We start from the raw sequence: 13026 nt of genomic DNA, 5'->3' as shown, positions 1-13026 counted from the left end.
GCAGTATCGGAATGAGGTTTGAATATGTGCGGAAGGTTTTACATCAATATCGACGAAAAAGCGATGAAGGAAATCGTGGAGGCGGCAGAGCGGAGCACTCCGACCCGGTCTGAGCCTGAAATCAAATTCGACGGCGAAATCTTCCCCACCGATGTAGTACCGGTTCAGACAGGCGTCAGAGAATACCGGGGTATGAAATGGGGCTTTGCCGGTTTCGACAGTAAACCCGTCATCAACGCCCGAAGCGAAACGGCTTTGACGAAGCCCACATTTCGTGAGTCCATGCTGCAAAGGCGCTGCCTGATCCCGGCAAGCGGCTATTTCGAGTGGCTGAAGTCCGGAAGAAAGAAAAACAAATATAAATTTTTTCAACCCACCAGCCTTATTTTCATGGCGGGCTGCTGGAGGGTGGAAACGGGCCTTAAATTGCCGTCTTTCGTGATATTGACGCGGGCGGCGACGCCGGAACTGAACAATTTCCACAACCGGATGCCCGTCATCATTCCCCGCGAAAGAGCCGAGTCGTGGCTGCAGAACAGCCCGGAGGCCATGAATACCCCTGTGTTGGAACTTGCGTACCGGGAAGCCGAATCACCAAGAGCACAAGGCACGCTCTTTCCGTTGCTGCCAGATGAGAATGTTGAGAATTTCCAAAGACAGCACAGATGTCGAGCCTGATAACCTGCATTCCCGAAGATCTATAATGATGAAGGAGGTTTGACACCGATAAAGACACAGCGCCAACTATGCTCTGCTTTCGGGCTTTTCAGAAGAACTTGACTAAGCTATTACTTCGATGATATGCTGTTATTAAGTAGAGCTTGCATATGTGAGCTTGACGAAAATATTTCCCCAATTCTTAGAGAAATAAAAACATAGAAATCATTTTGAAGGAGACCAGGAAAATGAGAAAAATAGTTGCTCTGTTACTTGCGTTGTCGTTGATTCTGGCATCCGAGGGTGTCAAACCCTGTTTGGCGGCTGAGGCTTATCCCAATCGCCCGATTACTCTGACTGTTCTGTCCGCGGCGGGAGGATCCTATGATCTTGGCGTCCGTCTGCTTCTTCCTTATGTGGAGAAAATACTCGGAACCCGAATCAACGTGGTCAATAACGACGCAGGTAACGGCTGGGTCAACTGGCTCGGTTGCTATAACGCCAAACCGGACGGCTACAGCCTCTTCACCACTAACTTCCCCGCGTTTTTCTCCTGTTATGACCCCGAAATGAAACACACCCAGCGATGGAATGACTTCGCGTACATCTGCAATTTTTGTACGGACACCAACATTCTGGTTGTTCGTAAGGGATATGAAATAAACACCGTCAAGGAGTTCCTTGACTACTGCCTGAGCCACGACAACGTCGTTATTTCCGTTACTGTTACCGGCGGTGATGACCACATCGCTTACCTGAAGATGCTCGACGCGATCCCCGAACTCGCCAAACATACCACTCCGATGCACGCCAACTCCAATTCGACCCAGGAACTGCTGGGCGGCTTTATTGACTTCATGATATGCAACGTCGGCAACCTCGCCTCTTTGGGTGATAATATCGAACCTGTTTGTGCATTCAGCGATAAGCGTGACGCTTTGGCTCCTAACATCCCGACCTTCAATGAAGAGTGCGCTGCCCTCGGTTACAAAAATGTCAACGTCAATGGTGCTACCAACCGCGGCTTGATCATGCCTAAGGGTGTCCCCGAAGACATTCAGAAAAAAATCGTCGACGCTTTTGTCAAAGGAATGAATGATCCTCAATGCAAGCAGGACTTTCTGAAGAACCGTATGGGCTGGAACTGTCTCTCAGGTGAGGAATACATCGAAATGATCAAGAGAGAAGACGCGTTTTATCAGTCCACCATTATGCCTTTGCTCGGTTGGAAGTGAGAAGATTTTCTGGATATTTTGTAATTCTGATATTTTGTAAGGAAGCCAGCTGAGTCTGTCATAATTCAATAAAACGAAAGCAGTATTAGTAACGGTTCGATAAATATTAATTTTCTTCGAACCGTTACTTTGATTTTGTCTCTCCCAAAATTAAGGATATGGTGAATTAATATGACCAATGATCAGAGGAAAAAGTTTATAAGCAACGATTTGATCATCGGCGCGTTTCTGTCAATCATTGCTGTAATTTTCCTTATACAGGCAATTCACTTCAGGGGAATCAGCAAATACTTTCCCACCATGGTATTGAGTCTTTTCTTGATCCTGAGTTTGTGTGAACTCGGGATTGGCGTTCGCAAGACCCTCCGAGTCCGCCGCGGCTTGGCCGACGATGTAAATCCTGAGCTGAAGGCTCGCCCTTTCACCGTTTTTGGCCTGATGTGCGTTTATATTTTTTGCATTCAGCACGTCGGCTTTTTCGTCGCCTCGGCGATCTACCTTCCTGTTGCCATGCTGTTGTATGGTCAGCGTGATTTTAAGAAAATCGTTCCTGTTACGATTGTCGTATTGGCTTTCCTGTATTGGATGTTTGTCGTTCAAATGCAACTTCACATGCCAAGCGCCTGGCTATTCTAACGAAAAAGGGGAGGTATAGCGTGACAATAGCAAATACAATTCTTTCAATTTTTAATATAGAAGTTTTGCTTTATATGCTGCTTGGTATTGTCCTGGGCATGATTTTGGGCGCTCTTCCCGGTTTTACCGGCAGTATGGGCATTGCCCTGCTGATTCCCATCACTTATACGATGAAACCCATCCCCGCTCTGGTCATGCTGATGGCCATTTACACCGCGGGTATTTACGGCGGCAGTATTACCGCCATCCTTTTGCACACTCCTGGCGCTCCTTCCTCCGCCGCTACCGCGGACGACGGTTATGAGCTGACGGTACAGGGACGTGGCCTGCAGGCTCTGGGCGTTTCTACTGTCTGCTCCAGTATTGGCGGTTTCATGAGCGGTATTGCCCTGCTCTTCATCGCTCCCTGGCTCGCAAAAATCTGTCTGGTCTTTGGACCGGCTGAAAAATTCATGGTTGCCCTGTTCGGCCTTACCATCATCGGCAGCCTTTGCAGCGGCGGCGTTATCAAGGGGTTGCTTGTGGGCGCTTTCGGTCTTGCCGTCAGTTGTATCGGCGTTGACGCTCAAACCGGCTATCCCCGTTTCATGTATGGCAACGATTATCTGGCTTCCGGCCTCGCTGTGATTCCCGTTCTGATTGGCCTGTTCTCTATCTCGCAGATCTTCCTGATGTCCGAGACCCATACCGGCTCGAATAAAGCCATTGTAGATAAAGCCCTGAGCAAACTCCACGGCCGTGTTTTGCCCACGTTCAAAGAGTTGGGCAGGCTGATTATCCCGACGATCCGTTCCACAATCATCGGCGTTCTTGTCGGCATTATGCCCGGCGCGGGCGGTGACATCGCCTCTTTCCTGGCCGTTAATGTCGGGAAACAGTCCTCCAAACATCCCGAAGAGTATGGTAAGGGATCCATGGAGGCCGTCGCCTGCTCCGAAGCGGCCAATAACGCTGTTTCAGGCGGCGCCATGATTCCCCTGCTCACGCTGAGTATCCCCGGCGCCCCTACGGCAGCTCTGCTCCTGGGGGGGTTTACGATGCATGGCCTGGTGCCAGGCAGCGAACTTTTCACCCGACATGCAGATGTCATCTACCCCATTCTTTCCGGCTTTACTTTTTCAAATATCCTTATGTGCGTCATCGGTTTGTTGGCAGCCCGTTATTTTGTCAAGGTCGTCTCCGTCCCGATGAGTATTCTCGCACCTGTTATCACGGTCATGGCGACCCTCGGATGTTATTCTGTCAACCTCAGTTTTCTGGATGTCTGGGCGATGGTCATTTTTGGACTGCTTGGCTACCTGATGGTGAAGCATAAAATGGTCACCTCTCCTATCGTTCTCGCAATTATCCTCGGACCGCTCGCCGAACAAAGTCTGGTTCAGTCTATCACGGTCGCAAGATCGACGCCCATCCTGCTTTATTACCTCAGTCGCCCCATCGTACTGGTTATGATTGCGTTAAGCGTATTTTCCATTATGTGGACGGTCATCAGAGAGAAAAAAGCAACGAAAGCTTAGTTAATATCGTAAAGGAGCTGCATCATGAAATTTATCAGGGGCTTCGATAATCGTGCGGAACACAGCGAAATTCTCTACCGCTCCGAGGGCTTTACCTATAAGATTGATCATCTTTGGGCAAAGTGGCCGAAGGAACTGATTGGCGTGCATGTCCTGAACGCCCGCTGTGATGAGAGCGACAATCTTTTCGCCGCAACCGACAACAGGGATCATCCCGTTGTTCTGTTCGACAAACAGGGAAATTTTATCCGCTCCTTTGGTAAAGGGCTGTTTGGCAAAGCGCACAGCATTTTTCTGACGAATCATGACACCATACTGGTCGCCGATACCAGCGACCATGTTCACGCTGTCCGTGAAATCACGAAGACGGGTGAAATCGTCCGTGATTACGGTAATCTTTGTGTTCCCAGCAAAAGCGGCTGCAACGATGACGCGTTCATGCAGCTCAAGCGCGACGGTAAAATTCCCGTCGATGCCCCCTGGGACGATTATGTCGAGTTCTATGCCAGACTGGAAACCATCACCTGTGCCGCTCCTCCATTCAATAAGCCCTGCGAAATGGCTGTCGCTCCCAACGGCATGATGTTTGCGGCCGACGGTTATGGCAACGCCGCGGTTCAGGTATTCTCGCCCGAAGGCGAGTATCTGGAAACCTGGGGTGGCCCCGGTACTGAAATCGGTCAGTACAGACTGCCGCATGGCGTTTGCATTGACAAATACAACCGTGTTTGGGTCGCGGATCGCGAAAACAAGAGAGGTTATGTTTACAATACGGCAGGTGAGATTCTTGCCGTTCTGCAGGGCAACTTCTTCCGCATCGCCGCGATGTGGACCGACGATAAGTACGCCTATATCGCCGAGGTGGACGGAGGCTTTGCAATCATCGACCTGGACAGCCTGGAGCTCAGGGCCCAGTTCGGATATTATGAGTCCAACATCCGGGCACACGGTATCTGCGGAGATTCCGAAGGCAATATCTTCCTGATGACAAACCGCACCAACAAATATTCCAATATCATCAAAATGATCCGCATCGAATAATGCACGACAAAAAACGGGAACCGAGCTTTGCGTGAAAATTCGGAGAGCCGGTTCCCTTTGTTTTTCGCCTTATTTTGTATTGTCGTATTTTGCTCTATTTTGCACTGAGAGCGGCCATGGTGATGTAGTTGTAGGGCTGGTTGAAGTGCGGCAGGAAGAAAATATCCAGCAGCTTCAGCCGGTCGATGGTCAGTTTTTCCTCAATGGCCAGGGAGAACATGTGGATCCCCATTGACATGTTTTCGCGGGAGGCCATTTGAGCGCCCAGGATGCGTCTCGTGTTTTTGTCGTAAACGATGCGCAGTTTGACCCTGTAGTTGTTGTTTTTGATGAACGCGGGTTTCTGCAGGTCCTCGAAATCCGTGGCAAGGGCGTCGTAACCGGCTTTTTTGGCCGCCTTGAGGCTCAGCCCGGTGGAAACCATGTTGAACCCGCCGATGGAAATGCCGTTGGACCCCTGCACGCCGATGGACTCCAGAGGCGTTCCGCAGACGTTGTGACCGGCGACGATACCGCTCCGCACCGCGTTGGTGGCCAGAGCGATGTATGCGGGTCCCTGGAGGGCGTTGGAGAACACGGTGGCGCAGTCGCCGATGGCGTAAACATCGGGCTTGCTGGTCTGCTGCCGCAGGTCGACTTTGTAAGCGCCGTTGGCGATGGTCTCGAGAACGCCTTTGCCCAGTGCGGTGTTGGGGCGGAACCCGATGGCCATGATTGCCATTTCCACGGGATATTCTCCCTTGTCGGTCACGACGGCGGAAACTTTTTTATCCCCCCGGAAGGATTGCACGCGCTCGCTGAAGTGCAGCTCCACGCCCATGTCGGCCAGAACCCTGTCCATTTCGTGGGTCAGATCCTCGTCGTAATAACCGGCCAGACTGGTGTTTTCCGCCTCGAAGAGAAGGGCTTTTCTGCCGCGGCGGTGGACGGCCTCCGCCAGCTCCACGCCGATGTATCCCGCGCCGATGATCGCCACGCTTTTGGTGGCGGGGGAGTCCAGGAGCTCGTTGGCTTTGCGTCCGTCCTGAAACAGTTTGACCGATTGAATGTTGGCGAGGTCGATCCCCGGAATGGGGGGAAGGATCGGCAGGGAACCGGTGGCGAGAATCAGTTTGTCATAGGAGAGAACTTCTTTTTTTCCCCCTTTGGAGGTGACGGAAACCTGCCTGGCGTCAAAGTCGATGTGGTCCACCTCCGTCTCCATCATAACGCGCGCGCCTTTTCTCTGGAGCGTTTCGGCGGAGGAGTAAAACAGGCCCTCGTAGCCGTCGATCTGGCGCCCGACCCAGAGCGCCGTGCCGCAGCCCAGATAGCTGATGTTGTCGTTTCGGTCCACGATGGTGAGCTCGTGTCCTTTGTAATTGTCTAAAATGGTATTGGCTGCGGCAGTCCCCGCGTGATTTGCTCCAATCAGTACTATCCTGCTCATGTCCAAGTCCTCGCTTTCATATTTTTGATTGACGGTACATTCAGAATATCGCTTCGGTCAAAATACCTTACTTTAAAATACTACATTCTCTCAAAAAACAAACCTGAAGGTCACCTATTTTTACCCTGCGTCATTTTATTAACTTTGAGTGGAAAAAACTCAGGGTTCGCTGTAATTGGCGCATTTTCCCGTCATGTTATCGATATCCAGCCGCGCTGTCCAGACCCTTGCCAGGGCTTTTTCGTCCAGATTTTCATGAGGGCCCTCATACTGTTGCATTAAAATGGCGAGGGCCTCGTTTTTTTCTGAGGAGTTCGTCAAAGTATGGATCCTGCCAAAGCCGGTAACGCTGCGGTATTTCATGCTGAACTCCACTCCCGTCGGAGCCCGGAGCACCTCCACGTCCAGCACCACCTGGAAACAGACCTCCGGATGGACGGCGAGGATGTCGTTTTTTCGCCCCTCCCTGGCCCCGTGCAGGTAAAGGGCGCCGTCCCGGTATCCATACCCCATGGTCACCATGTAAGGATGGCCCTCCGGGTCCGTCATTGCGATATGGACCACCTGCCCGCGTTTCAGAATCTCCTCCATCCAGGTTCTGTCCGTCACTTCTCTGTCCTTCCGTCTCATCCCGTGGGGCTTCGTCGATTTGGGGTCCATTGCCGCGGTAACCTCCTTCGAAAGTTTTTTCTCGATTGGATATATTTCACATATAATAACAAGATATGTGATTAAAAAGCACTATATATTATTTCACAACGGGAGGGAAATGTTTTATGTTCAGAAAAGCAGTTTTGGCGGCGGCGGTTGTTCTCGTTCTTTTTTCCGCGACGGTCGGAGGGGCGGCTGACGTTTCCAGGTGGCCCGAAAAGCCGATCACGATGCTCATTCCCTTTGCCACGGGCGGCGGGACGGACTTCAACGCCAGACTGGTGGCGAAGATCATGGCCGACATCACCGGCGCGCGGGTGAACCCCATCAACCGCACGGGAGGGCAGGGCGTCGTGGGACACACCGCCATAGCGAAGGGAACTCCGGATGGCTACACGGTGGGGGACATCGAGTGCGAGCTGAACATGATGCACTGGTCCGGCCTCACGGACCTCACCTACCGGGATCTCACGCCTCTGGCCCTGATCGTTTCGGTGGGCGGGGCCGTCTACGTGGTGGAAGATTCTCCTTATAAAACCATTAACGACCTCATCGCGGCGATAAAGGCGAAGCCCGGCGAGCTGAAGGCGTCGGGTTCCTCTCACGGCGGAATCTGGCACCTCTGCGCCGCGGGAATGGTCCAGGCCGAGGGGCTCAAAGTGACGGACATCCTGTGGGTTCCCAACGAAGGCGCGGCCCCCTCTCTTCAGGACCTCGCGGCCGGCGGGCTGGACTTCGTGGTCTGCTCCCCCAACGAGGCGGCCTCTCTGACGGCGGCCAAACGGGTGCGTCCGCTGGTCACCATAACCAAAGAGCGTCTTTCGGGCTACCCTGACCTTCCGACTCTGAAGGAGGCCACGGGTTCGGACTGGCTGCTGGACTCCTGGAGCGGGATAGCGGCCCCCGGCGGGCTGCCCGCGGAGCTGAAGACCAAACTCGGCGACGTCGTCAAACAGGTCTGGGAGACTCAGGAGTTTCAGGACACCATGAAGAAGGCCGGAAAAACCCCCGCGTACCTGGGACCCGACGAGTTCGCCGCGTTCCTTGCCGAGATGGACGCCAACTACGGAAAAGTCATGGAGTCGGTCGGTCTCGTCAAAAAATAAACAACAGTTTAAGAGTTTAAGGAAGGGTTGCGGCGAATGAAGATCAGCGACACGGTATTTGGCATAATTATTATAATTTTTTCGGTTCTCATTCTGATATATTCACGGACCCTTCCCTCTCTTCCGGGTTACGCGTATGGATCGGGGTTCTTTCCCGCCTTTACGGCGGTGTTCATGCTGGGGGGCGGAATCGTGCTTCTGGCCGGAGGGCTGCGATCAAAGGCTCCTCTGATCGTTATGGGGGAGTGGGCGAAATCACCCCGCCTGGTGGCGAATATCTGCCTCATTCCCCTGAATCTCGTGTTTTACATGCTGACGGTGGATACCCTGGGCTTCGTGGTGACGTCCTTCGCGATGATGACGGCGACGATCTGGTGGCTCAGGAGAAAGGTGTTTTCCACCCTTCTTGTGTCGGCTCTCACCGCGATTTTCATCTATCTGTTTTTTGCGAAGCTGATGCTGGTCCCTCTGCCCGAGGGGCTGATCGGTCTGTAAGGGGGAGCGGCGGACATGTGGAACATCATTGCGCAGGCGTGCGAGCTGGTCTTTCGGTTCGACGTACTGGCGGTCATGCTGGCCGCCTCCATTTACGGCATTGTGATCGGCGCCATACCGGGGCTCACGGCGATTATGGCGGTGTCCCTCATTATGCCCATCGCCATTTTTCTGGACCCCGTCCCCGCGCTGGCGGCGGTCATCGCCTGCGACGCGATGGCGGTTTTTGCCGGAGACATTCCCGGGACGCTGATCCGCATCCCGGGCACTCCGGCGTCGGGAGCCTACACCGACGACTCCTACAAGCTGACCCAAAAGGGCATGGCTGAGACGGTTCTCGGCGTCAACTGCTTCTTCTCCGCGGTGGGCGGGCTGGTGGGGCTGGCGGCTCTGATGACCGCGGCCCCCGCTCTGGCGGAGATTGCGCTGAACTTCAGCACCTACGAATATTTCTGGCTCTCCTGTCTGGGGCTGACCTGCGCGACGTTCATGACCTCGAAGAACACCATCAAGGGAATTGTCTCGCTCTTTCTGGGGCTCTTCCTGACGACGGTGGGTTTTGACGCCATCACCGGTCAGCCGCGTTTCACCTTCGGCATCACGGAGCTGCTGGGCCGCATTCACGTCATTCCCGTCCTCATCGGCCTGTTCGCCGTGCCCGAAATCATGCGGCGGGTCAGCGCCACAAAGCCTCCGGACGTGGCCTACAGCGGAAAAATCGGCCACATTTACAAGGGAATGTTCAGGGTTTGGAGGGAACATATCCCCCAGTTTTTGAGAGGAAATATCGTGGGAGTGGTGGTAGGGGCGCTTCCCGGCGCGGGAGCGGATATCGCCGCCTGGCTTGCCTACGCCATAAGCCGGAAATTCTCCAAAACGCCCGAAAAATTCGGCACAGGGCACATGGAGGGCATCATCGAAAGCACCTCCGCCAACAATTCGGCGCTGGCCGCCGCCTGGATTCCGGCGTTTGTTTTTGGCATACCGGGAGACGTGACCTCGGCGATGGTGATCGGAATTCTCTTCATCAAGGACCTCAAGCCGGGCCCCACGGTTTTTCTGGAGCATCCCGAGGTGATCTACAGCGTGTTTATCTGCTTTGCGGTCGCCAACGTCCTGATGCTGATTCTGGGCTACTATGCCATCAAAATGTTTCGTCACATTCTGAGGATTCCCCCCTTCGTCATGCTTCCGGTGATTCTCATTTTTTGCATTGTCGGGGCTTTCTCGATCAACAACAGCCTTTTCGGCGTCCTCGTCATGCTGATTTTCGGGGTGATGGGGTACATCATGGAGGAGAACGATTTTCCCATATCGCCGATGCTTCTCGCGATCGTTCTGGGGGAGCTGCTGGAGAAGAACTTCATCATTTCGATGGTCAAGTCCCGAGGCAACTGGCTGGATTTCTTCAGCCGCCCCATAGCCGGAACTCTCGGCGCGCTGACGATCCTCATCTGGATTTTCCCGCTCCTGAAAAAAGCCTGGAAAGCCTCCAGAGCGCGGAAAACGGCCTGACGAAAGGAAGAGTAAAAAAATTATGTATGACGGCAAAATTCACATTCACATCGAAAACAGCCGAAGTTCGGCCGTCGTATTCACGGCGACGGAGGACCACGTAAAGGGGCTCCTGGAACGCAATCCGGACCTGGCGCCAAAATTGCGCGTCACACTGGGCAGCAGCGCCGTGGATGAGGTCGCACGATGGACGGAAGACGACCTGAAGGAATATTACGGCCAAATGGCGACCGCCGACGTGCTGGTGGGATACAGTTTCCCCACGGAAAATCTGCGGGGTTATGCGCCGTGCCTGCGGTGGATTCACTTCATCAGCTCGGGAGTGGAGCATGTGACCCCCTTCGACTGGGTTCCCGAGGGCGTGACGCTGGTCAACAACAGAGGCGTCCATCTGCCGAAGTCGGGGGAGTCCTTCGCCATGTATCTCGCCATGCTCAACGCGCAGATGCCGCGGCTGTTCACGGCCCAGAGAAACGGCCGGTGGGACAGGGCCTTCACCTCCGTCATCAAAGGGAAGCGGCTGGCGGTTTTCGGCGTGGGGCATCAGGGCGGGGAAATCGCGAAGCAGGCGCAGCGGATGGGACTGCGCGTGACGGGCATCGATCCTTACGTGACCGACCATCCCTGCTGCGAAAAGATGGTGACGCCGGAGGCGATGAAGGACGTTCTCGCACAGTCGGATTTTCTGGCGGTGGCGGCCCCTCTCACCGCGAAGACCAGGGGAATCGTCGGCGAAGAGGTGCTGGGATGGCTGCCCAAACACGCCGGAGTTCTGAACGTCTCCAGGGGGCCTCTTGTGGACCAGACGGCCCTTCAAAAAAAACTCTCGAAGGGGGAACTGAGCGGTGCGATTCTGGACGTGTTCGACGTGGAGCCTCTGCCGGCGGACTCCCCTCTCTGGAACACCCCCAACCTCATCATCACGCCTCACGTGTCCTCGGACGACCTGGTGAACTATATGCCTCTGACCCTCGACCTCACGATCACGAACCTCAGAAATGAACTTGCGGGCCGCGGGCTGGTCAACGTCGTCGACGCCACCCGGGAATTTTGAGGAGGACTTAATCATGGAAAATGAAGTGTTGAACTGCATTCACGCCCGTAGAAGCACCCGTTCGTTTTTGGACAGGCAAGTTTCGCCGGAGCATCTGAAAATTCTGCTGGACGCGGCTGTTTGGGCTCCAAGCGGAGGGAATAATCAGAGCTGGCTGTTCACCGCCATACAAAACCGGGACGCTCTGCACCGGCTGAACGAGCTGGTACGGGAGGGCTTTCAGCGATGGACGCCGGATGACGATTACCCCGGCAAGCAGAAGGCAAAGGAGCATTCGCAAAAAGACGGCTACAACTTTTATCACCACGCGCCGACCCTGATCGTGGCCTCCAACCGCCCGAACTACGAAAACGCCATGGCGGACTGCGCTCTGGCGCTGGAAAATATTTTTCTCGCCGCGCAGTCTCTGGGCTTGGGGAGTTGTTACATCAACCAGCTTCACTGGCTGCGTAACGATTCGGGCGTTCGCGAATATTTGTTCGAACTGGGGATTCCGAGAGAACACACGATCTGTTCGTCCGCGGCGATCGGCTTCGCCGCCTCCGTTTCCACCCCGCCCGCCCGGAAGGAAGGCACCGTTCATATTGTGACATAGAACTGCTGGCTCTTTTCTGAATAAATTTTTGTTCGTCACTTACCAGCGTTATGCGTCTTTTTTTAGTACAACGGTACATCCGGAGTGGAACAGGAGAATGAAATGGCCATCACAGGCGAACTGAAAAGTCAAATTGACGGCATCTGGAACGATATGTATGCCTATGGCATGGCCAATCCGCTGGTGGTCATAGAGCAACTCACATATCTGTTTTTCATCCGTCTGCTTGATATGGAAGAAGAGCGCAGAGAACAGGATGACGCTTTAATCGGCGGAGAGCCGGGCGAGCGCATTTTTCAGCAGGACGAACAGGGTCAGGCGCTGCGCTGGAGTAAATTCAGAGACCTCTCTCCCGAAAAGATTTTTGACCTGCTTCGGGACAGGGTCTTCCCTTTCATCAAAGGCATCGATACCGCCGTCAAACTGGACAACGGGTCGGAACATATCGTCAAGGGCATGAAAATCGGGGCCAAAAGCGCCTATGCTCAGCACATGTCGAACGCAAATTTCATATTGCCAAACCCTCTGATTACTCAAAAAGTGGTCACGGCCATTGATGGTTTGTCCCAGGCTCTCAGGGACAACGATCTCAAAGGCGACCTCTACGAGTACATGATTTCCAGGATACAGACGGCAGGGCGCATCGGCCAGTTCAGGACGCCGCGGCACATCGTCAGGATGATGGTTAGCTTCGTCGATCCTCAAATAAAAGACTTCATTGCCGACCCCGCCTGCGGAACGGGCGGCTTTCTCGTGCTCGCGGGCGAATACGTCCGCGAAAACAACGAAAAAACCTTGCGGCTCGACAAAGAGGCCCGCGCCCACTACCAAAGGGAAATGTTCACCGGCTACGACACGGATCAGACCATGCTCCGCATCACCGCCATGAACACGATTCTGCACAACATGGACGAGGCAAACATCCGATTTCACGATTCGCTCTCGAAGGACAACGACGACACGGAAAAATACACCGTGGTTCTGGCGAATCCGCCTTTCAAGGGTTCGCTGGACCACGACGCGATTGCGCCGTCGCTGCTTTCGGTTACGAACACGAAAAAGACGGAGCTTCTGTTTCTCGCGCTTTTCCTCCGT

General features: G+C 54.0%; 13 protein-coding genes. 11 read left to right on the top strand and 2 right to left on the bottom strand.

All coding sequences use genetic code 11. The annotated features are described in order from the left end of the window. The first annotated feature begins 24 nt into the window (after positions 1-24). The 5 genes from LBR61_02250 (at position 25) to LBR61_02230 (ending at position 5086) form a co-directional block, all read left to right on the top strand. Entirely contained in the window at positions 25-678 is a 654-nt protein-coding gene (locus LBR61_02250; protein MDR1730896.1) for an SOS response-associated peptidase, read from the top strand. 227 nt (positions 679-905) lie between these two features. Continuing rightward, positions 906-1892 (top strand): tripartite tricarboxylate transporter substrate binding protein, encoded by a 987-nt coding sequence (locus LBR61_02245; GenBank protein ID MDR1730895.1) that lies wholly within the window; start codon positions 906-908, stop codon positions 1890-1892. Between the two features lie 171 nt (positions 1893-2063). Next, on the top strand, positions 2064-2528 hold the full coding sequence (locus LBR61_02240; GenBank protein MDR1730894.1) for a tripartite tricarboxylate transporter TctB family protein: 465 nt from the start codon (positions 2064-2066) through the stop codon (positions 2526-2528). A gap of 74 nt (positions 2529-2602) precedes the next feature. Then, complete coding sequence (locus tag LBR61_02235; protein MDR1730893.1) at positions 2603-4045, top strand: tripartite tricarboxylate transporter permease; 1443 nt, start codon at positions 2603-2605, stop codon at positions 4043-4045. 24 nt (positions 4046-4069) lie between these two features. Then, a complete protein-coding gene (locus LBR61_02230; protein MDR1730892.1) occupies positions 4070-5086 on the top strand; it encodes a hypothetical protein in 1017 nt (338 codons plus the stop codon). Positions 5087-5180: 94 nt separating this feature from the next. Here the strand turns inward: LBR61_02230 and LBR61_02225 are convergent, their stop codons facing one another. Beyond that, positions 5181-6515 carry an FAD-dependent oxidoreductase gene (locus LBR61_02225; GenBank protein ID MDR1730891.1) on the bottom strand — a complete coding sequence of 445 codons (1335 nt, stop codon included), beginning with the start codon at positions 6513-6515 and terminating at the stop codon, positions 5181-5183. A gap of 159 nt (positions 6516-6674) precedes the next feature. Continuing rightward, complete coding sequence (locus LBR61_02220) at positions 6675-7175, bottom strand: pyridoxamine 5'-phosphate oxidase family protein (protein ID MDR1730890.1); 501 nt, start codon at positions 7173-7175, stop codon at positions 6675-6677. Positions 7176-7291: 116 nt separating this feature from the next. Between LBR61_02220 and LBR61_02215 the strand changes: the two genes are divergently transcribed. The 6 genes from LBR61_02215 to LBR61_02190 form a co-directional block, all read left to right on the top strand. After that, on the top strand, positions 7292-8272 hold the full coding sequence (locus LBR61_02215) for a tripartite tricarboxylate transporter substrate binding protein (GenBank protein MDR1730889.1): 981 nt from the start codon (positions 7292-7294) through the stop codon (positions 8270-8272). Positions 8273-8308: 36 nt separating this feature from the next. Next, positions 8309-8767: a tripartite tricarboxylate transporter TctB family protein gene (locus tag LBR61_02210; protein ID MDR1730888.1), complete on the top strand. Its 459-nt coding sequence runs from the start codon at positions 8309-8311 to the stop codon at positions 8765-8767. A 15-nt stretch (positions 8768-8782) separates the two neighbouring features. Further along, positions 8783-10282, top strand: a complete 1500-nt coding sequence (locus LBR61_02205; GenBank protein ID MDR1730887.1) for a tripartite tricarboxylate transporter permease — start codon at positions 8783-8785, stop codon at positions 10280-10282. A 22-nt stretch (positions 10283-10304) separates the two neighbouring features. After that, positions 10305-11336 carry a D-2-hydroxyacid dehydrogenase gene (locus LBR61_02200; protein ID MDR1730886.1) on the top strand — a complete coding sequence of 344 codons (1032 nt, stop codon included), beginning with the start codon at positions 10305-10307 and terminating at the stop codon, positions 11334-11336. A gap of 13 nt (positions 11337-11349) precedes the next feature. Then, complete coding sequence (locus tag LBR61_02195; protein MDR1730885.1) at positions 11350-11931, top strand: nitroreductase family protein; 582 nt, start codon at positions 11350-11352, stop codon at positions 11929-11931. A 102-nt stretch (positions 11932-12033) separates the two neighbouring features. Continuing rightward, the coding region (locus LBR61_02190; GenBank protein MDR1730884.1) for an N-6 DNA methylase at positions 12034-13026 on the top strand (993 nt) is incomplete at its 3' end.

This window comes from Synergistaceae bacterium, assembly GCA_031272035.1.
Classification (GTDB): domain Bacteria; phylum Synergistota; class Synergistia; order Synergistales; family Aminobacteriaceae; genus JAISSA01.
This window is presented reverse-complemented; position numbering and strand designations above follow the sequence as displayed.

Bases quoted from the DNA above. Each gene is read 5' to 3' on its own strand.
- LBR61_02210 (MDR1730888.1), top strand. From the start codon at position 8,309: ATGAAGATCAGCGACACGGTATTTGGCATAATTATTATAATTTTTTCG.
- LBR61_02220 (MDR1730890.1), bottom strand. From the start codon at position 7,175: ATGGACCCCAAATCGACGAAGCCCCACGGGATGAGACGGAAGGACAGA.
- LBR61_02215 (MDR1730889.1), top strand. From the start codon at position 7,292: ATGTTCAGAAAAGCAGTTTTGGCGGCGGCGGTTGTTCTCGTTCTTTTT.
- LBR61_02235 (MDR1730893.1), top strand. From the start codon at position 2,603: ATGCTGCTTGGTATTGTCCTGGGCATGATTTTGGGCGCTCTTCCCGGT.
- LBR61_02250 (MDR1730896.1), top strand. From the start codon at position 25: ATGTGCGGAAGGTTTTACATCAATATCGACGAAAAAGCGATGAAGGAA.
- LBR61_02240 (MDR1730894.1), top strand. From the start codon at position 2,064: ATGACCAATGATCAGAGGAAAAAGTTTATAAGCAACGATTTGATCATC.
- LBR61_02245 (MDR1730895.1), top strand. From the start codon at position 906: ATGAGAAAAATAGTTGCTCTGTTACTTGCGTTGTCGTTGATTCTGGCA.
- LBR61_02230 (MDR1730892.1), top strand. From the start codon at position 4,070: ATGAAATTTATCAGGGGCTTCGATAATCGTGCGGAACACAGCGAAATT.
- LBR61_02205 (MDR1730887.1), top strand. From the start codon at position 8,783: ATGTGGAACATCATTGCGCAGGCGTGCGAGCTGGTCTTTCGGTTCGAC.
- LBR61_02200 (MDR1730886.1), top strand. From the start codon at position 10,305: ATGTATGACGGCAAAATTCACATTCACATCGAAAACAGCCGAAGTTCG.
- LBR61_02225 (MDR1730891.1), bottom strand. From the start codon at position 6,515: ATGAGCAGGATAGTACTGATTGGAGCAAATCACGCGGGGACTGCCGCA.
- LBR61_02195 (MDR1730885.1), top strand. From the start codon at position 11,350: ATGGAAAATGAAGTGTTGAACTGCATTCACGCCCGTAGAAGCACCCGT.